This window comes from Microcoleus sp. A2-C3 (genome assembly GCF_036706065.1).
GTDB lineage: Bacteria > Cyanobacteriota > Cyanobacteriia > Cyanobacteriales > Microcoleaceae > Microcoleus.
Window position 1 is genome coordinate 1 of the sequence record NZ_JAUBVX010000045.1, and the last position, 20,540, is coordinate 20,540.

The following is a 20,540-nucleotide window of genomic DNA, read 5'->3' on the forward strand; positions in this document are numbered from 1 at the left end:
GGTACTGGTACTCAGCGCCAGGAGCTTCATTTTTCTATTCTCAGTACCGCTTAGACCTTAACCGAGAAGTATTGAGACACCTGCCACTTCTATCGACTCAGTGGCCCTAATTGTTAAATTCCCCCCAGATCCCCCAGTCGTAGCAAATAAGCTTTCTCCTATAATGCCACCACTTGATAAACTAATCCCGGCTCCCTCTGAGGCAATCAACCGCTTCGTGTCGATGGTTATGTCTCCCGCCCTGCCATTCAAACCGATCGCGTTCGTACCGATCAGGGTTTCCACCGCAGTTCCAGTAGGACTGCGTAACACTTCTACTGATTCAGACGCTTTAATATCGATATTCCCCGATGCTGCGTCACTACGGGTAACGCTGACAATAACACCACCATCCCGCACTATCAAACGTTCTCCCTCAAAGGTGATGTTTCCTGCTGTACCTGTACTCCCCTCGAATGTCCCGTTGTCGATAGCAGAACCAGCCAGATCAAAAACTCTGGCACGAATGGTCAGATTTGCCCCATTGCCGGAACCTAACGTGCCGCTACCTAATCCCACCCCATTTTCTATCAGCACTCTAGGGGCATCAATCGTAATATTTCCGGAGTTTCCAGAACCACCAGTGGCACCAATGAGAACAATTTGCGGGTCAAAAGGGTCGATGGTTCCCGATGTCAGAAACTTAGCGAGAAACTGTTGATAACTCTCAAATCCAATCCCACTGAGTTCAACTGAGTCGGTAGCGCGGATATTCACAGCACCCCCCGTACCATTTCCCACTGTCAGGGTGGAGATTTGTGCTCCACCCTCTGCCCGCAACTTTTGGGCATTGATATCGATGCCTCTACCATCAATATTTCCCAGTGTCAGTGCATAAATTCGCGAACCACTCAGGCTGACATTTCCACCTCTAATATCCACTTTGCCACCACCGAGTCCGCTGGTATTAATCAGCGATCCGTTGGTTATTTGAATGTTACCAAAGTTGGAAATATTATCATAATTTAAATTCAAACCTAGCGCAGTTGGCTCGAAACTAACTAAACCCGGACTCGCCACACTACCCAAGTTAATTTGTCCGGTACTAGCAGTTAAATTACCGCCTGTGAGTTGGATATCACCGCCAACTAAGGCTAAAGTTTGACCGGGAGCTACTGCTAAACCAACAGCGTTGTCAATGGGAAGTTCCGGGGGAAAGAGCCGTTCTCCCTCAACCACAGCCCTTGACTGATTGACAATTGTACCGGGATTGTCTCTAAACCTTAAACCCACAGGAATATTAATTGCTAATAATGGTACTGCGTTGGGATTCGCAGCGTTGAATTCAAAACCATTATTAAACACAACACCCGCAGCAGAGGAACCAATAAATGAACCGCGCAAATCTAACCGAGCATTGGGGCCAAAAATAAGTCCTCTGGGATTGATTAAAAATAAATTAGCATTGCCTTGCACTCCCAATACACCTAAAATATTGGAAGGATTACCCCCAGTAACACGGGTGAAAATATTAGAAATGCCGTTAGGATTGACAAAATATGCTCCTCTGCCTGCACCGACGTTAAATTCCCGGAAACTGTGAAATAAACTTACACCACGATTTGCGCCGCCAGTGATTCTATCTGAGGGTAAATTGTTGATATTATCGGGAAGAGTGCGCGAACTTTCCGCGCCCAAGCTGCCATCGGGGACGATTTGGGCGAGGCTGCAAGTAGGAAACAGGCACAAATAACAACTCACAAATAAAAGCTGAATCGCTGCTGAAATATAGTATTTATTTCGGTTTGTGAGTTCGTTGATTTTGGATAGTTGCCAGAAAAAGAGATGTTGGGAAACCATAATTAACCTATTGTTAGCTAACATTCGGCGAGAAATTTTCAAGCATAAACTATTTTGAGATCATCGGGGCGGACAACCCGACACTTGGTGCTTCGTGCGCCCTGGAAATTGACCCGCATCGTCAGCAGCCACCAGCGTAACTTCTCCTTGAGCATTCACCACCCAACCCCGCGCCGGAACAACTTCCTGAGCTTTTTTCCCCCTTTCTTCCCGCATTCCTTCTTCCCTCTTCCCTCTTCCTTCTTCTTCCTCCCTTCTTCCTTCTTCCTTCTTCCTTCTTCCTTCTTCTTCCACCCACGGAAACGGCGTTTCTGCGCTGCTGAGGGCATCGTTAGGACTCGGTGCCACTCCCCCTTTCCCGGTGACAGTAAACTCGTTCTCGCCCCCTTCGAGACAGGGATTTGCAGCAATTAATGCAGCCGGATCGACCACATTTTGTGGCAACTCCACTAAACCTTGAGCGGGATTCACCCCAGAAGAACTAAAAGTTACTGTACCTTGCAAAGCCGGGCCGGCGTTTTGGGAAATCGCGGCGATGTCGCTGGTGGGAACTAGGGAAGTAGGGCTTACTTGCAACGCTGCAAATTGAGCATCTGTTAATCCCAAAGTACCTCTAACTTGTTCGCGAGTGACTGAACTAAAACCGAAAACATTGGGGACATTGATATTAACCCGACCACCTTGGGCCGATCGCGCATTCGCAGTAATATCGCTATTTTCCTTGGGTAAAGCAGCCAGAATATCACTGTTAATATTGATGTTCCCACCGTCAGAACTACCTGCATCCGTTGTAATTCTGCTCCCTCGGCGCAATAGAATGTCTCTCGCTTGCAGGTTAATATTTGCTCCCCTACCCGATACAGTCGTGCCATCAATTATGCTTTTATTATCCAGAGCAATTGAGTCGGCGACAACGTTAATATTGCCAGCCCTACCTGTTCCTGAAGATTGAACATTAACCACTGCACTATCCCGAATAATCAATTGATTAGCATTCAAATTCAGCGACCCTGCATTTCCGGTAGCATTGGAATTAATAGCATTAAACGCCCTACCAGCCGAGGCCTCAATTCCACTCCTCAACCGACTGTTACTCCCAATACCTTGCACTTTTAAGCGATCGGCATTAATTGTAATATCTCCTGCATTTGCTATACCCAAAGAAGCCGCAGAAATAACGCCGCCATTCTGCACAGTTAGTTTAGGTGTTGAGAGGCGGATATCTCCACCCCTACCAGAACTTGCAGTTTGAGTAACAAAAGAACTTGCTACATAGCCCGCATTCCCCAAAAATCTTGACTCGCCGCTCACTTCTATAGACTCGGAGGCTCTCACTGTTAAATTTCCTCCAGTCCCCCCACTTGTAGAAAACACGACTTCGCCAAAAATCGCACCCGTCGTTAAACTAATTGTGGCTCCATTAGAAACACTCAATCGCTTAGTGTCGATGGTAATATCCCCACCTTTTCCATTAGCATCAAAAGTATTCGTACCGAGCCGAGTTTGCCCTAAACCTACAGGGAGACTACCCGACAATTCCACAGATTCACTAGCTTTAATCGCAATATTCCCCGATGCTCCATCACTAAGGCTGAAGCTGGCAAAAGCACCGCCATCGCGCAGCATTAACCGTTGGGCTTCAACAGTGATGTTTCCGCCTTGACCAGTGCTTTCGTTCGTTGTTCCGTTATAGAGCGTTGAACTGACGAGTTCGACGGTGTTGGCGCGGATAGACAGATTTCCGCCATTCCCAGCACCAAAGGTGGGAGCACCGGCCACTACCCCATTGCTCATTAACAGCCGTCCGGCTTCAATGTTAATGTCCCCAGCGGCTCCACTACCAATAGTGCTAGTAAACAAAACAATTTGCGAAATAAAGGGGTTCCCTGTTCCAGATGTCTGAAAATTTTCTGTAAGCTGCTGATAGCCCTCAATTCCTAGGCCGATCATTTCTACCAAGTCAGTAGCGCGAATATTAATATTGCTCCCTTTCCCCTCTCCCAGTGTAGAGGCGAAAATTTGCGCCCCCTGATCTAATCGTAAGTTTTTGGCATTGATGTCAATACCTCTACCATCAATATTTCCCAGGGTCAGTCCATAAATTCCTGAATTACTGAGAGTTACATTTCCACCCCTGATGTCAATTTTTCCACCTCCTAATCCGCTGGTATTTATCAATGCACCATTCATGTCAATATTGCCGAAGTTCTGAATATTGCTGTAGTTTAAATTCAGACCTAAAGCTGTTGGTTCAAATTGCACTAAACCTGGACTTTTGACGCTTCCCAGAAGAATTTGTCCGCTACTGGCGGTAGCGATTCCCCCGTTGAATTGGATATTTCCCCCTACTAGCGCTAAGGTTTGACCGGGGTCTACTGCTAAACCAATATTCTTGAAAATTGGTACTGGTAAGGGAATGTCAGGCGGTGATGGGTTAGGAGCAATTGACTGATTGACAATTGTGCCGGGATTATCTCGAAATCTCAAACCCACAGGAATATTAATTGCTAACAATGGCACTGCATTAGAATTAGCTGCACTAAATTCAAAGCCATTATCAAAGAGAATACCGCTACCAGTTGAACCGATAAATGAACCGCGTAAATCTAACCTCGCATTAGGGCCGAAGAGAATTCCTTTGGGATTAAGTAAAAATAAGTTAGCATTTCCTTGCACTCCCAACACGCCTAAAATATTGGAAAGATTACCCCCAGTAACACGGGTAAAAATATTAGCAATGCCGTTAGGATTGGCAAAATATGCTCCTCTGCCTTCACCCACGTTAAATTCTCTGAAACTGTGAAAGAGATTAGAGCCGCGAGTTGCGCCACCAGTGATTTTATCTGAGGGTAAATTGTTGATAGTATCGGGAACAGTGCGCGAACTTTCCGCGCCCAAGCTGCTGTCGGGGACGATTTGGGCGAGGCCCGAAGTGGGAAAAAAGCACAAGTAACAACTCACAAATAAAAGCTGAATCGCTGCTGAGATATAGTATTTATCTCGGTTTTTGAATTCGTTGATTTTGGATAGTTGCCAGAAAAAGAGATGTTGGGAAACCATAATTAACCTATTGTTAGCTGACATTCTGCGAAAAATTTTCAAGCATAAACTATTTTGAGCTCATCGGGGCGGACAACCCGACACTTGCTGCTTCGTGCGCCCTGGAAATTGACCCGCATCGTCAGCAGCCACCAGCGTAACTTCTCCTTGAGCATTCACCACCCAACCCCGCGCCGGAACAACTTCCTGAGCTTTTTCCCCCCTTTCTTCCCTCGAACCTCTATCCGTTACATCCGTTAAATCCCGTACAGTGCTCGCTGCCGAATCCGTTACATCCGTTACAGAATCCGCTGCCGAACCTTCTGCTTCCACCCACGGAAACGGTGTTTCTGCGTTGCTGAGGGCATCATTAGGACTCGGCGGCACTCCCCCTTTTCCAGTAACAGTAAACTCGTTATCGGCCCCTTCGATGCAGGGATTTGCCGCAATTAACGCAGCCGGATTCACAACATTTTGCGGCAACTCTACTAAACCTTGAGCGGGATTCACCCCAGAAGAACTAAAATTAACAGTACCTTGCAAAGCCGGGCCCCCACTTTGGGAAATCGCGGCGATATCGCTACTCCGAAGCAGAGAAGTAGGACTTACTTGCAAATCTGCAAATTGCGCGTCACTGAGATTCAACCTGCTTCTGACTTGTTCGCGGCTAACTGCTGCAAAGCCCAAGACATTGGAGACATTGACATTCACGCGGCCACCTTGGGCCGATCGCGCATTCGCAGTAATATCGCTATTTTCCTTGGGTAAAGCAGCCAGAATCTCACTGTTAATATTGATATTTCCACCCTCAGCAATACCTGCATCCGTTGTAATTCGGCTCCCTCGGCGCAATTGAATATCTTGTGTCCTGATATTAATATTTCCCCCACCGCCAGAGTTAGTTCTACCGTCAATACTAGCTTGGTTATCCAAGTCAATTGAGTCAGCTAAAACATTAATATTTCCAGCCCTTCCCCTTCCTAAAGACTGAACGCTAACCGTTCCGCCATCTCGGATACTCAATCGATTTACATTCAAATTCAATGAACCCGCATTCCCCGTAGCATTGGGATTGACAATAATCGAAAAACTGCCAGCCGAAGCCTCTATTCTACTTCCAAACAGACCGTTACTTCCTTTGCCTTGAACTTCTATGCGATCGGCATCAATTGTAATATTTCCGGCATCTACTTCACCCAACGCAGCCGCAGAAATAATCCCCCCATTTCGCAGATTGAGTATGGGCGTAGAGAGGTAGATATCTCCACCCCGACCAGAACTTGAAGTTTGAGTAGCCAAAGCACTCGCTCCGAATCCTACATTTGCCAAAACTCCAGACACGCCGTTAACTTCAATTGACTCGGAAGCTCTCACACTTAAATTTCCTCCTAACCCCCCATTCCTAGAAAATACGACTTGCCCAATAACTGCACCCGTAGATAAACTAATTGAGGCTCCATCAGTAACAGTTAGCCGCTTAGTATCGATGGTAATATCCCCGGATTTGCCATTGCCATCAAAAGAGTTTGTACCGATACGAGTTTGCGCGGCACTTCCAGAAATACCACCCGACAATTCTACAGATTCAGTTGTTTTAATCGTGATATTCCCCGATGCTCCATCACTACGGCTGATGCTAACCAAACCACCAGCATCCCGTATGATTAACCGTTCGCCCTCAATATTAATGCTGCCGCCAGAGCCGGTACTTTCTTTAGTTGTTCCATTATTGATTGCTGAACTGACGATCTCGAAGGTTTGAGCGTGGACAGTTAGATTGCCCCCATTTCCAGCACCCAGGGTGGCAGTACCGCCCACTACGCCATCACGCAGCAGCAACCTTCCGGTATTGATATTAACCTCTCCAGCGGCTCCACTACCGACAGTACCACTATTAATTACAATTTGGGGATCAAATGGGTTAAGAGTTCCAGATAATATATATTGGGTATAAAATCGCTGATAGCCTTCTATTCCCAACCCAACCATTTCTACTGAGTCAGTAGCGCGGATATTAATATTACTCCCCTTTCCATCCCCCAGAGTTGAAGTGAGAATTTGCGATCCTTTATCTACTCGTAAATTGTGAGCATTAATGTCAATTCCTCTCCCATCAATATCCCCTAGTGTTAAGCTATAAATTCCTGAACTGCTGACTGTGACATTTCCACCTTGAATGTCAATTTTTCCACCTCCTAACCCACTGGTATTTATAAGTGCCTCATTCATTTCAATATTGCCAAAATTATGAATATTTCCGTAGTCTAACTTTAGACCTAAAGCCGTTGGTTCAAATTGCACTAAGCCGGGACTTTTCACACTTCCCAGAATAATTTGTCCGGTATAAGCTGTTAAGTTTCCACCTTGTAGTTGAATGTCTCCACCAATTAATGCTAAAGTTTGACGGGGATCTACTGTCAAACCAAGTTTATTAGACACAGGAATTTCTATGGGCAATGGCGGTAAAGTTGGTGTGGGGCCAATTGCTTGGGAAGAGTTGACAATTGTGCCGGGATTTTCTCTAAATCTCAAACCCACAGGAATATTAATCGCTAACAATGGCACTGCATTAGAATTAGCTGCACTAAATTCAAAGCCATTATCAAAGAGAATACCGCTACCAGTTGAACCGATAAATGAACCGCGTAAATCTAACCTCGCATTAGGGCCGAAGAGAATTCCTTTGGGATTAAGTAAAAATAAGTTAGCATTTCCTTGCACTCCCAACACGCCTAAAATATTGGAAAGATTACCCCCAGTAACACGGGTAAAAATATTAGCAATGCCGTTAGGATTGGCAAAATATGCTCCTCTGCCTTCACCCACGTTAAATTCTCTGAAACTGTGAAAGAGATTAGAGCCGCGAGTTGCACCGCCAGTGATTCTATCTGAGGGTAAATTGTTGATATTATCGGGAACAGTGCGCGAACTTTCCGCGCCCAAGCTGCCATCGGGGACGATTTGAGCGAGGCTGCAAGTGGGAAACAGGCACAAATAACAACTCACAAATAAAAGCTGAATCGCTGCTGAAATATAGTATTTATTTCGGTTTTTGAGTTCGTTGATTTTGGATAGTTGCCAGAAAAAGAGATGTTGGGAAACCATAATTAACCTATTGTTAGCTGACATTCTGCGAAAAATTTTCAAGCATAAACTATTTTGAGCTCATCGGGGCGGACAACCCGACACTTGGCGCTTCGTGCGCCCTGGAAATTGACCCGCATCGTCAGCAGCCACCAGCGTAACTTCTCCTTGAGCATTCACCACCCAACCCCGCGCCGGAACAACTTCCTGAGCTTTTTTCCCCCTTTCTTCCCGCATTCCTTCTTCCCTCTTCCCTCTTCCTTCTTCTTCCTCCCTTCTTCCTTCTTCCTTCTTCCTTCTTCCTTCTTCTTCCACCCACGGAAACGGTATTTCTGCGCTGCTGAGGGCATCATTAGGACTCGGCGGCACTCCCCCTTTTCCAGTAACAGTAAACTCGTTATCGGCCCCTTCGATGCAGGGATTTGCCGCAATTAACGCAGCCGGATTCACAACATTTTGCGGCAACTCTACTAAACCTTGAGCGGGATTCACCCCAGAAGAACTAAAATTAACAGTACCTTGCAAAGCCGGGCCCCCACTTTGGGAAATCGCGGCGATATCGCTACTCCGAAGCAGAGAAGTAGGACTTACTTGCAAAGCTGCAAATTGGGCGTCACTGAGATTCAACCTGCTTCTGACTTGTTCGCGCCCCACTGCTGCAAAGCCCAAGACATTTGGGACATTGACATTCACGCGGCCACCGGCGGCTGTGCGGGCGTTGGCGGTGATATCGCTGTTTTCTTGGGGAATAGCCAGCAAAGTATTGCTTTTGATGTTGATATTGCCGCCGTCAGAATTGCCTGCATCGGTGGTAATTCGACTCCCGCGCCGCAATTGGATGTTTTGTGCTTGCAGGTTAATATTTGCCCCTGTACCCGATACAGTTGTACCATCAATTCTGGCTTTGTTGTCAAGGTCGATCGCATTTGCGACAATATTGATATTACCAGCGCGCCCGGTTCCCGTAGCCTGCACCGTTACTGTAGCTCCATTTCTGACGGTTAGTCGATCGCGCGCCGTCAGATTCAACGAGCCAGCATTTGCTGTAGCATTGGGATTAGTACCAAAAGTCTTGCCAACCGAAGCATCAATTGTACTGACAAACAGACCGTTATTGCCGCTGCCGCTGACTAAAATGCGATCGGCATTAACAGTAATATTCCCCACATCTCCCCTACCCAAAGAACTCGTAGAAATAATCCCCCCATCCCGCACAGTTAGGCTGGGCGTATCAATCCGAATATCCCCGCCCCGACTAGAGCTCAAAGTTCCAGAAGTCAGCCCACTAGCATTTTGAATTCCGCTGGTCAAAAGTGGAGAAATACCGGAAATTTCCACTGATTCACTCGCCCTAACAGTTAAATTTCCCGCAGGCCCGCCATCCTGAGAAAACAAAAGCCTGCCAATCAATACACCCGTTCCTAATGTAAACGCAGAACCCCCAGAGAGACTCAACCGCTTCGTCTCAACATTAATATTACCAGCACGTCCGGTAGAACCGATAGTTAGTGTGCTAATTCCGGTTGACACAACTGTTCTCGGGCCGCGGTTAGACAATTCGATTGATTCAGCAGCTTTAACATTAATACTCCCAGACGGGCCGCTGCTGTAACTCGTAGTACCCAGAAGAGAACCGTCGCGCATAATTAATTGACTGACATCAATACTAATACCTCCTCCCGCCCCGGTACTTTCTTTCGCCGTCCCGTTGTTGACTCCAGAACCCACCATTTCAAAAGTATTGGCGCGAACAATCAAATTGCCGCCCCGGCCAGCACCAAAAGTTATCCCGCTACCCAGTACCCCATTGTTGAATAGCAAGCGTCCGGTGTCGAAGGTAATACTCCCCCCAGCACCAGCACCTGCACTAGCATTAAACAGCGTAAATAGCGGATCAAACGGGTCTGTGGTTCCCGATACCAGATATGTAATTGCCACCTTTTGAAAGGCATCAACTCCCAGCCCGCTCATTTCTATTGAATCAGCAGCGCGGAAATTGATATTACCTCCGGCACCATCTCCTAGAGTCAAAGTAGAAAATTGCGTGCCGTTTTGCGATCGCAACTTTTGGGCGTCGATATCGATACCTCTACCATCAATATTGCCCAGTGTAATCGCATAAAATCGCGCCGCGTCGAGGGTAATATTTCCACCTTTTAACTCTACTCTGCCGCCACCGATGCCGCTGGTGTTGATGAGTGTTCCATTGGATATTTGAATATTGCCGAAGTTCTGAATATTGTCATAATTCAAACTTAAACTTCCCTGCTGCCGGCCCGATGTCAGTGCCAAATTAACTAAACCGGGACTGGCTATGCTAGTGAGTGAAATTTGTCCGCCACTAGCGGTTAAATTGCCGCCTGGGATTTGGATATCGCCACCAATCAGTGCTAAAGTTTGACCTGGATCTACGGCTAAACCAACTTTATTTGTAATCGGAATTGGCATCGGAGATGCTGGCAGGTTGCTCTTTCCCGTCGCCGTCGATTGATTGACAATTGTACCGGGACTGTCTCTAAATCTTAAACCCACGGGAATATTAACTGTTAAAAGTGGCGGTGGTTGTGGGTTGGTGCTGCTGAATTCAAAGCCGTTATTAAACACAACACTGTCAGCGGTTGTACCGATAAACGAACCGCGCAAATCTAACCGCGCATTTTGCCCGAATACAATCCCTTTCGGGTTAATTAAAAATAAATTAGCATTTCCTAAAACTCCCAGAATTCCTAAAATATTTGAGGATTTACCGCCCGTAACGCGGGTGAAAATGTTAGAAACACCGTTAGGATTTTCTAAATAAGCTCCCTGGCCTTCTTTGATATTGAATTCGCGGAAACTGTGAAAGAGATTCGAGCCGCGAGTTGCACCACCAGTGATTCTATCTGAGGGTAAATTGTTGATATTATTGGGAATTGTGCGCGAACTTTCTGCGCCCAAGCTGCTGTCGGGGATGATTTGGGCGAAGGTTTTCGAGGGAAATAGCAACAGAAAAGCAAACAGTAGGCTGGAAGACAGGCGAGACATAGCTTAAATCCTGTTATATAAATAATATCGTTTCCGGTTCCATCAGAATTATATATTTGGATTATATCAGTGCGATCGCCCCAGTGTTCGATTGACTCTCTTTCACCACTAAAGTGGACTTTTCCCAAATATAATAAAGATAGCTTTTTTCAGTGCGACGGCTGAGGAAATCTGTTGCTGTTTAAATATGTGTGTAGAATATGCGTCCGAACGTTGACTCTCAGAAGATAGAACGATTGATGCAAGTCTTGGGTAGAGAAGCTCAGGGTTCAGTGCTTAGAAGCAAAGTTGAGAACTTGATCGAACGTTTTGAACGTAACTCAGAGGAGGAACAGTCATGAGCTTGAATGAGTTGCCGGGAGCGGAGCTAATTCTACCTGGATTCGACGAGCTTCATCATGGTAAGACGAATACAGTTGGGTCATTGTTAGTCGCGATCGCAGCAACGCGCCTAGCCGAAGCCGGCTTAGATGTTCCTAAAGATCGTCTAGCAGCAGAGCCAGAACTGACCCTGTATGCTCTTCTGGAAGATGAACGAGATGATGCCTACCTCTATTACAATGCTTTGCTGAATCGCCTGAATAGCTTTTGCAACGCACTTGAACTTCGTTATATGTCTAGCAAAACCAATTGCAAGTTGTGAATGGCTCAGGCAATGTTGAGGTTACAGGCGATGTAATTTTGCGCGGAGCAGATTGTTTGGACATGACTTGCTATACTTTAGATAGGCTTTAGATAGGAAGGATTAATTAGGGAAACTCAAATGGCAATTAACACTTCTTTAGAGGAACGGCTTGCAGCAGTGGAAGCAGCGATCGCACAGTTGCAGAAGCAAATTGTGGCTTCTCAACCAACGAATTGGTTGCAACAAATTATAGGGTCTTTCAAAGATGAACCTGCCTTTGAGGAGCTACTTGCATTAGGACGAGCGATTCGCCAAGGGGATGAGTCTCTCCTCGAAGCTCAAGATGAGCTATGAAATATTTACTGGATACAGATCATCTGAGTATTCTTCAACGTCAAGCAGGGAGGGATTTTAGCAACCTTTCGACGCGCATAGCTCAGTACCCACTATCAGATTTTGCCGTATCGACTGTAACGTTTCATGAACAGATGCTTGGCTGTCACGCTTATATTAATCGTGCTCGTAACCCGGATGACGTAGTGAAAGGGTATACAATGATGGCGCGGCTCGTTAGTGACTTCAAAGTGTTGCCCCTTGTCTCATTCGATGCAGGTGCGGCTACAACATTTGATCGATTACAGTCACAACGGATTCAACTGGCTCTCGATGGATGCTCGGATCGCGGCAATTGCAATGTTCCGTGGGTTGATTTTGTTAACCCGTAATCATAGAGATTTTGGTAAAGTAACAGGGTTATTGATCGAAGATTGGACAGTTTAAAGCGTCAGTAGAAATAGTCGTCAATCTCGTTGCTTCTCGAATATTCATGCCGACCTACAGCCGATCGCCCATCAACGTTCTAATATAACGTCCGGTGGCGACATCCCACAACTTAATCGTGCGATCGAGGCCGCCACTTAATAAAATTTGACCGTCAGCGCTAAAGATGAAAGTGTTGGGCGAAGCGAAGCGTTCGATCGCACTCAACCCAACCTACAATTTAGAAAGCAAAGTAATTAATCCGAAAGTATAAGCCTTTTTCTTGGAAAGTTCGATCGCCCGATCGAGCATTAATCAAAGGAATACCATAATCTAGACGCACATTCAAGCGATCGCCCATTTGCCAAATCAGCCCCAAACCCGCACCCAACAACTTATCCGAGTCAGGATTCGGTTTTTCTCCCGAATGGTTCCACCCTACCCCAAAATCGATAAACGGAGCAACCTGCAACAATCCTTTGACTTTCGGCACCCGCCAAACCGGGATTCGCACTTCCGCAGATGCGATCGCACCGCTATCAGTTAACAGCAAATCTTGGCGATATCCGCGCACGCTTTGCACGCCACCGATCCCGATTTGTTCGAGAGAAAGCAGCGGGCGATCGGCTAATTGAATGTCAGAACGCACAATCAGCAAGGTTTCCGGTGCTAACAGCCGCACATACTGGGCTTGTCCCCGCCACGACAGAAAGCGACTATCAGGGCTGCTATCGTTCGCAGTAGCGCCCAAAAAATTGGTGCCGACGGAAAACTGCGATCGCGCCGCGAACACTTGACTGGTATTCCGCTGCACGTATTCCTGAAAAAACCGCACCGCCGAAACCCGCGTTTCGCCGCGCTCGTTGGCTCCCGCCGATAGCGCAAATCTTTCTCCCAACAGGAATGTATCGCTTTCTTGGCGCGATAAACTTACTCCCACAGCTAAATTGCGATCGGGCTTTTCGACAATCGGCTGGCGGTAAGTTAACTCGTAAGTGCGGGATTTCCCCTCAATTTCGGCCGCAGCAAAGGGTTCCTCGATCACGTTGGTGCTCGCAGCACTCGCAGCGAACCGAATCGTGCCGTTGCGCGGGTTGACGGGAACTGTGTAGCTGCCGTTGAATTCGTTGCTGCCATCGGTGTTAGCATAGGAGACCTCTAACCCGTCGCCCAAACCGAGCAAATTCCCTTGATTGACGCGCACACCGCGCCGAAAACTGCCGACGCTGGGCGATCGATTGTTGTCTGCGAACACTTCACCACTAAAGCTGTCTGCTTCTTTGATCCGCACTTCCAATCGGCTGTTTTCCGGGCGGCTTCCGGCTTGCAATTCGGCGGAAATATTGGCAATTAAGGGGTCGAGTTGCAGCATTTGCAAGGCTTCCAGCAGGCGATCGCGGTTGAGTGGTCTTCTGGTGGCGCGCTCTAGGCGCGATCGCACGTAATTTGCATTTAAACGCTTGTTTCCACTAATCTCAATTGCATCTAATCCGCCTTCGATAATCTGAATTTTCACCACACCTCCTTCTCTGGGAAAGGTTTGGTTGGCGGGAATTAAAGCGCCGGAATTGATGTATCCTGCTGCTACGTATTTTTGAGTCACAGCCGCTTCTGCTGCGATCAGTTCGGCAAAGGTGATTTCGCGCCCCGCAAACTGTTTTGTCACTTCTGCAAGTTCGCGATCGCTAAAAGCTGTGTTTCCCTCAAATTCAAAGCGCAAAACCCGAATTGTACCCGGAATCCCCGGTCTCAAGTCGCCGGGAACTGGTGTGAGCGGGGTTGGTTGGAGGGGAGACGGTGGCGGAGGTTGCGGGGCTGTTGGTACAGGTAATTCCGGCTCTCTGGGTTGAATTGGGTTGGGCAGTTGGCTGAGCTGCGAATCTCGATCGCTATCCAAACCCGTTTTTTTGGCGCTAATACTTTCTTCTAGTTTACCCTGGTTAGAAAGCTCGGTTTCTTGGGCTTTTATGGCTAATGTGCGATCGACAGAATTGGCAACTTCCGGCTGTAAATCGGGACTCTCGACAGGTACAACTGGCGCCAAAGTCGATCGGTCTAATTCTTGGGCACGCAAGTCTTCGCGGTGGCTGATCTCGTCAGTGGGAAGCAAAGGTCGATCGGCTCCGCTGCTGACTGCTGCCAAATCCTCAACATTTGAGGTCAAGATTTCAACGTTGCTCGCGGATGTTTTAGCGGGTTTTCCCAACCAAAGTAATCCAAAGATTCCAGCAATTAAAAATAGTTTTTGCGATTGACAGTTCATATGATCGAGTTACTGTTTAGCTGCATTGGGTGGAAATATTTTAAGGAACCTGTGCACCCTATACTCAAAATTAATCTTAACCGAAAACAAGGTAACAACCGTCGCTGCTAACAGTTTCCCAACAGCTAAAAACCAAAAGCTCGATCGAGCTTTTCGTTCATCTGCCACAAATTACGCAGCAACCGGATGCCGATCCGCAAAAATATCTTAACAGTTGACAGTTGACAGGATTTGTCAATATCGTCTTTGTTACCAATTTTTTGGTTGCCATGATCGACTTTGGCGATCCATTTTTGTATTGGCTCGTATCCGACTCGGCGCGCCAGAACTTGGTCAAACCAAACGGCGGAAAATTTGATAGCTTCTCTCATATTCAAGTCTCGATTCTATGCGGGAAATTGCCTGGGAATTCCATCTCAAGTTATACCACCAATTTGACAAATAAATGCAAGAATATTAATATGGTGTGTCGCCATCGATAATATCCCAAAAAAGACGAAAAATAAGCGAGAGCGACGCACCACCGACAATATTTGAATAAACAAACTCAACTAAGAGTATTGTGGCAAGGATTTTTTAAATTGGTATTAGACTATAGCCAGCTTTTAAGCAATAAAGTGCTTGGATTTTTAGTCGGTCAATTACAGTTTGTTGTGACAAAAGTATTTTCAACTCCTTGACTGTTGCATCAATTATTTCTTGATAGTTGACTTTCATAAAATATCCCTTAATTTTGTGGTCTTGTAGCACTTATTCTGCAAAATGGTATTACCTTGAACTAATGACTAACGTAACTGCTAATTGCGAATGGAAAGGGAGAGAGAAAAAACACTTTTCCTTTCCATTCAATCCGTTATATCCCGTACATTGCCCGTTGCCGAAGTTCCTTTAGAAAAGTGACTAATGACTATGAATTTTCATGCTCAAATCTAGCCAAGTCGATCGCGTAATTGGAGCGCTAGTTGAAATATAATCAACTCCAGTTTCCGCAACACTTCTAATAGTTTCTAAAGTAACATTGCCGGAAGCTTCGATTTTTACCCGATCGCTCTCCTGTCTAATTATTGCCACAGCCTGCCGCATCAAATCACAAGACATATTATCTAACATGATAATATCAGCTTTGTGCTGCAATGCCGTTTGTACCTCAGCAAGAGTTTCGGTTTCGACTTCGATTGTCAGCGGATAGGGGATAGAATTGCGGATACAGGCGATCGCCTCAGCAATACCTCCAGCCGCCGCGATATGATTGTCTTTAATCATCACTGCGTCATCTAATCCCATCCGGTGATTGCAAGCACCGCCGACTTGAGTCGCGTATTTTTCCAACAATCTCAATCCGGGCGTGGTTTTGCGGGTATCGACTAATTGCACAGGTAAATCGGCAATTTTGTCAACATATTTGCGAGTTAAAGTCGCGATGCCACTCAAACGCATTGCCAAGTTTAATGCTACTCTTTCACCGGTTAGCAGCGCATCGAAATTGCCAGAAATCTCGGCAATTACTTGTCCTTTGTCGCACAATGTCCCTTCTGGTACTTGCGGGTTGAAGCTCAAGCGGCTGTCTAAAAGTTTAAAAGTGCGATCGGCGATCGGCAATCCAGCGACGACTCCCGCCTCTTTGACAATCCATTTAGCAGTACCTGGGACGCTCTCTGCGGGGAATAAGGTCGATGTTGTGCGATCGCCCCTACCGATATCTTCTAGCAGCCAGTTGTGCAATAGCGGGTCTAAAACTATCCAAGGCGGTAATATTGCTGGCATTTTTCCTTTGTGATTCCTGCTACTAGGAACGATAGTCGATCGGGCGATTTTAGGCAAGTTGCAGAATGATGATGGTGTTAGTGCGATTTTGGGCGATCGGGCTAGATAATGGGCTATTCTGTTGCTGACATTGGGTTTTGGTGCTTTAATGGAGTAGATGGGGCGATCGCGAGAATAAACAATGATACAGCCAGTCATTTTAGAAAAACTAGAAGAACTCCCTGAGTCTCTTCAGACAGAAGTGCTTCATTATATTGAGTTTTTGCTAGAAAAGCAGGCTAAAAACTCCACCCAAGAAAAGCCGACAAAGCGAGGCGGACTTGGAATTTGGAAAGATAAAATCTGGATGTCTGATGATTTTAATGAACCTCTCAAAGAAAAGTAATCACCGTCTATAATAGTAAAATATTGTGATGGCGAGCTCAAGCGAATAAATCGCGATCGCTTTGATAGAGTATACTTGTGGTGGCTATCCTATTGACAACGTTGAGTCTTAGTGATTTGATAGAAGCAATCTCAACTCTCATAAAAAATCAGGCTCTTGAAGCCATTTCCTATGTCTCAGGTCTTTGACCGTTTACAAATCAGTGGCTATCGTGCTCTTAAATCAGTAAATCTGTCTCAACTGGGACAGGTAAATATTTTTGTGGGCGATAACAATGCAGGAAAAACTAGCATTCTCGAAGCTATTTCCATTCTATGCAATCCACTCGATCCCTTTCAGTGGCTTGAGGTTTCACAACGTAGATTGTATCTCGGTCGATCGCAATTAATGAGACTTCGACCAAACATTGAGGCATTAAAATGGATTTTTAATCAAAAAATAGGTGCTTCTAACGACGAACTTTATCAAACAGAATTTCAGATAGAAGCAAATGGGACTGCACCCATACATGAATTGAGAGCAAAGCTTGGAGAAATTTATGGTAGTGGAGTCGAAAAAAACAATCAAAAAAACTTTGAAGAAGATACATCTCCTCCTGAACTTGAATCAGTTAGAGCAGGTTTAGAATTAGAAATAGCAGTCAATCTAGGTTCAGCACAACTTGATTTATTCTCATCTGAAACAGAAACTGAAATATTTCAGTTCTGGGAAAACGAGCGATTTGTTCAGCGCCGACGTAATAAACCAATCGTTAAAAATGCAACTATATTTCCTTCCTATTCTTCATCTGAACCTATTCTAGAGCGACTGTCACAAATCATATTACAAAAAGAAAATGGTAAACATGAAGTGTTAGAATTAATTCGTTCTTTTGACGATAATATTCTTGACATTCAAATACTTTCCACACCAACCGCTACAGCCACTCTTTACATAAAACATAAAGAACTTGGCTTAGCTCCTCTATATGTATTTGGTGATGGATTTAAGCGAGCTTTAGTTATTGCTCTCACTTTGTTGACTACAGCTAATGGTGTACTGCTAGTTGATGAAATTGAGACATCTATTCATGTTTCAGCTCTTGGTAGTGTATTTTCTTGGCTGATTGAAACCTGTCGTCGCCGAGAAATACAGCTTTTTGTGACAACCCACAGTCTCGAAGCTATCGATGCAATGCTACAGCCTGAAATTGCTACAGACAATGTTGTAGCTTTTCGACTAAACAATAATGGACAAGCACCTCAGAGATTTTCTGGTAATTTGTTATATAGATTGCGTGCAGAGCGTGGACTGGATGTGAGGTGATTATGGTTAGGTATTGTTACATCGTTGCAGAGGGCCCTCAAGATATTGAATTTTTGATTTGCTTTCTCAAATCTTACGGTTTAAAGCGAGTTACTTTTTTCTCTAAGCTTGATTCATTTTGGGAACCTCTTGTACCTAAAACATTTCCGATAAATGATGATTTGATGAAGCGTGTGCCTGTTCCAGTATTTTTACAAAATAGTGAGCTATCAATTGCTTTACATAGTGCTATTGGAATCACACGGTTATCAAATACTATCGAGGAAAGTCTTGCTATAATTCCAGTTTCAGAAATTTTTGGTCTTGGTATTTTTTTAGATGCTGATGATGTCGAAACACCTCAAGAAAGATTCGACAAACTCAAAGCTAAGTTGTTTACACTGGGTTTGTCTTTACCTTCGGCACTGGGAGAAGTGATAAAAGTGAAGGGTTCTCCTAAATGTGGAATTTTTATCGCTCCCAATAACAATGATTCAGGAACTTTAGAAGATATTTTGCTGCAATGTGCAAATTTAAATTATCCAAATCTACTATATTTGTCTACCAACTATGTTTCTAGCATTGATACTAATCAATTAACCAGCAATGACTTGAAGGACTTAAATAAACCAGCAGGTAAAAATAAGGCCTTAATTTCAGTCATCAGTAGCATACTAAGACCGGGCAAGACTCTGCAAGTTTCAATACAGGATAATCGATGGATAGATGAGAAAACAATGGCATTGGATAGCCTGAAGCTTGTCAAAAAGTTTCTTGATGAAGTTATTTTGCCCTAAGCCCCAAAAAACTAAAGCCCTTTTCCGTTGTTGCGGGAAAAGAGCTTTAATTTATTATTAACCTGGCACCGAGCTATTTTACCGGGCAGTGACCCGCCGAGTATCTTCGCCATAGTAACGTTTAACAACCGAGTTCGGGATGGATCGGAGTGGTTCCATTACACCATAAGCACCAGGAAAGCTTTGAAAACTTTAAATCCTGTGTCTGCGTTAAGCTTGATGCGCTGCATCTCTTTCGCTCGACTTAATTACATTACCAAGCTTTCCCCAGTTTGTCAACCCCTTTGTCAAAAGTTTTTTTTCGATGATGTCATGGAGTCGGACGAGGGGCGAGAAACCGGGTTTTTATGAAAATATTTCGTTGCAGGCGACAGATGCCGAAAAAACCCGGTTTCTGCCAGTCTGAGCGCGTCAGCCCAATCACAAATCCAAAAAAGCAGCATCGGTTCCCTGCTCTCGGCGAATCTTCCCATCCTTTACAAACCACGCCACGACCTGCTTAACTGTTAATTGCTCGATCGTCCCTCCAACTTCCACAGCAATTTGCTTCAACGGTCGCAAAGACGCAACCACCAAATTAGTAAAAAAGTTTTCAAAACTAGCATCAACTTGAATCGACTGTTGAATGCTCTGATCATTCTTAATCCAATCCATCACCTGCTGGTTAGACACCTCAGTTATCGGCCTCCCAGTCTCCCCAGCAATTTGCTTGAGCACCCTCAAACCATAAATTGCCAATCGAGTCGAAAACTTTTCCTTCGACGACAGCAGCGCCATATCAACTTCGGCGCACTCTTCCGGCTTTAAAAAATCTGCTAAGGGTTCCATAGTTATTAGTTATTTGTTATTAGTTATTAGTTATTTGTTATTTGTTATTTGTTATTGCTAATCGGTGACATCGGTAACATCCGTTACCAAATCCGTTGCCGAACCGACATCCGTTAAATCGGTTACACTCATCCGCTGCCGAACTTCCTTCCTCGCAATAATCAAATAACCGCAGCGATGTTCCCCATCAATAATCCAGTGAGTCCGCTCTATAGTACAATCCGGCAAAACCCCCGCAAACATTTCCAACTCATTGCCGCAAACACTCGGAAAAGTTTCCGCAACATTAGAAATCGCGCAGTTGTGTTCCATCAACACAAATCGATCGCCCTTAACATCGCGATCGCACATTTCCACACCTACAGATTCTACAGGATAACACTCAGCCATATAACCTTCAGCCCTGCGGAGTTCCACCAACTTACTCACCCGCTCTTGTAGCGAACCCGAACCCACCAACCTGCGATAGTCCGTAGCCTTGCGCTGCCACTGTTTTCGTAGGATACTAATCACTTGCTCGCGGCCGACTGTTTCCGCCAACGTATCCAAGAAAGACACAGCAAAATCGCCGTAACGATTCGGGAAGCGATCGCGCCCCAGACTGGTAAGCTCATAAATATGCTGCGGTCGCCCCATACCAGCCTGAACCGACTGATACCGAATTGCGCCCTCCGCCTCCAAATCCTTCAAGTGACGGCGAATCGCCTGCGGGCTCATCTCCAAAGACTCCGCCAACTCAAGAGCCGTCCCCTGACCCCCCTTGAGCAAATATTGCAGGATGTCTTGTTTCGTGGAAGTCTGCTGAGTCGTCTCCATCTTCACAAAAAATTATTAATTTGACTTTGACAA

The 20,540-nt window shown here is 45.5% G+C and carries 15 protein-coding genes, 1 rRNA gene and 1 pseudogene; 6 read left to right on the plus strand and 11 right to left on the minus strand.

What is annotated here, in order from left to right; all coding sequences use genetic code 11:
• Positions 1-60: 60 nt before the first annotated feature.
• The 4 genes and pseudogenes from QUB66_RS21960 to QUB66_RS21975 all read right to left on the minus strand — a co-directional run.
• Positions 61-1,755 (minus strand): annotated as a pseudogene (locus QUB66_RS21960) (two-partner secretion domain-containing protein); the annotation flags it as partial.
• A 144-nt stretch (positions 1,756-1,899) separates the two neighbouring features.
• Positions 1,900-4,923 carry an S-layer family protein gene (locus tag QUB66_RS21965; RefSeq protein ID WP_332971275.1) on the minus strand — a complete coding sequence of 1,008 codons (3,024 nt, stop codon included), beginning with the start codon at positions 4,921-4,923 and terminating at the stop codon, positions 1,900-1,902.
• 36 nt (positions 4,924-4,959) lie between these two features.
• Complete coding sequence (locus QUB66_RS21970) at positions 4,960-8,007, minus strand: S-layer family protein (protein ID WP_332969724.1); 3,048 nt, start codon at positions 8,005-8,007, stop codon at positions 4,960-4,962.
• A 36-nt stretch (positions 8,008-8,043) separates the two neighbouring features.
• Positions 8,044-10,986 (minus strand): two-partner secretion domain-containing protein, encoded by a 2,943-nt coding sequence (locus tag QUB66_RS21975; protein ID WP_332969725.1) that lies wholly within the window; start codon positions 10,984-10,986, stop codon positions 8,044-8,046.
• Positions 10,987-11,323: 337 nt separating this feature from the next.
• Between QUB66_RS21975 and QUB66_RS21980 the strand changes: the two genes are divergently transcribed.
• From QUB66_RS21980 to QUB66_RS21990, 3 genes are all read left to right on the plus strand, one after another.
• Positions 11,324-11,629, plus strand: a complete 306-nt coding sequence (locus QUB66_RS21980; protein WP_332969726.1) for a hypothetical protein — start codon at positions 11,324-11,326, stop codon at positions 11,627-11,629.
• Positions 11,630-11,749: 120 nt separating this feature from the next.
• Positions 11,750-11,965, plus strand: a complete 216-nt coding sequence (locus QUB66_RS21985) for a hypothetical protein (RefSeq protein WP_332969727.1) — start codon at positions 11,750-11,752, stop codon at positions 11,963-11,965.
• Positions 11,962-12,336, plus strand: a complete 375-nt coding sequence (locus tag QUB66_RS21990; RefSeq protein ID WP_332969728.1) for a type II toxin-antitoxin system VapC family toxin — start codon at positions 11,962-11,964, stop codon at positions 12,334-12,336. The genes QUB66_RS21985 and QUB66_RS21990 overlap by 4 nt, the downstream gene beginning before the upstream one ends.
• Before the next feature lie 109 nt (positions 12,337-12,445).
• On the opposite strand, the gene QUB66_RS21995 is transcribed toward QUB66_RS21990, so the two are convergent.
• The 4 genes from QUB66_RS21995 to nadC form a co-directional block, all read right to left on the minus strand.
• Positions 12,446-12,598 (minus strand): WD40 repeat domain-containing protein, encoded by a 153-nt coding sequence (locus tag QUB66_RS21995; RefSeq protein ID WP_332969730.1) that lies wholly within the window; start codon positions 12,596-12,598, stop codon positions 12,446-12,448.
• Positions 12,599-12,611: 13 nt separating this feature from the next.
• Positions 12,612-14,633, minus strand: coding sequence for a ShlB/FhaC/HecB family hemolysin secretion/activation protein (locus QUB66_RS22000; protein ID WP_332969731.1), 2,022 nt, complete (start codon positions 14,631-14,633; stop codon positions 12,612-12,614).
• 125 nt (positions 14,634-14,758) lie between these two features.
• Positions 14,759-15,004 carry a hypothetical protein gene (locus QUB66_RS22005; RefSeq protein WP_265234303.1) on the minus strand — a complete coding sequence of 82 codons (246 nt, stop codon included), beginning with the start codon at positions 15,002-15,004 and terminating at the stop codon, positions 14,759-14,761.
• 529 nt (positions 15,005-15,533) lie between these two features.
• Positions 15,534-16,397: a carboxylating nicotinate-nucleotide diphosphorylase gene (gene nadC, locus QUB66_RS22010; RefSeq protein ID WP_332969763.1), complete on the minus strand. Its 864-nt coding sequence runs from the start codon at positions 16,395-16,397 to the stop codon at positions 15,534-15,536.
• A gap of 181 nt (positions 16,398-16,578) precedes the next feature.
• Between nadC and vapB the strand changes: the two genes are divergently transcribed.
• The 3 genes from vapB (at position 16,579) to QUB66_RS22025 (ending at position 18,863) form a co-directional block, all read left to right on the plus strand.
• Complete coding sequence (gene vapB / locus QUB66_RS22015) at positions 16,579-16,782, plus strand: type II toxin-antitoxin system VapB family antitoxin (RefSeq protein ID WP_332969733.1); 204 nt, start codon at positions 16,579-16,581, stop codon at positions 16,780-16,782.
• Positions 16,783-16,953: 171 nt separating this feature from the next.
• Entirely contained in the window at positions 16,954-18,087 is a 1,134-nt protein-coding gene (locus QUB66_RS22020) for an AAA family ATPase (protein WP_332969734.1), read from the plus strand.
• A gap of 2 nt (positions 18,088-18,089) precedes the next feature.
• Positions 18,090-18,863 carry a DUF3226 domain-containing protein gene (locus QUB66_RS22025; protein ID WP_332969735.1) on the plus strand — a complete coding sequence of 258 codons (774 nt, stop codon included), beginning with the start codon at positions 18,090-18,092 and terminating at the stop codon, positions 18,861-18,863.
• Positions 18,864-18,923: 60 nt separating this feature from the next.
• On the opposite strand, the gene rrf is transcribed toward QUB66_RS22025, so the two are convergent.
• The 3 genes from rrf to sufR all read right to left on the minus strand — a co-directional run bounded on the left by rrf (position 18,924) and on the right by sufR (position 20,507).
• Positions 18,924-19,040, minus strand: a 5S ribosomal RNA gene (rrf, locus tag QUB66_RS22030).
• A 243-nt stretch (positions 19,041-19,283) separates the two neighbouring features.
• Positions 19,284-19,691 (minus strand): hypothetical protein, encoded by a 408-nt coding sequence (locus tag QUB66_RS22035; RefSeq protein WP_332969736.1) that lies wholly within the window; start codon positions 19,689-19,691, stop codon positions 19,284-19,286.
• 57 nt (positions 19,692-19,748) lie between these two features.
• On the minus strand, positions 19,749-20,507 hold the full coding sequence (gene sufR / locus QUB66_RS22040) for an iron-sulfur cluster biosynthesis transcriptional regulator SufR (RefSeq protein WP_332969737.1): 759 nt from the start codon (positions 20,505-20,507) through the stop codon (positions 19,749-19,751).
• Positions 20,508-20,540 lie beyond the last annotated feature (33 nt).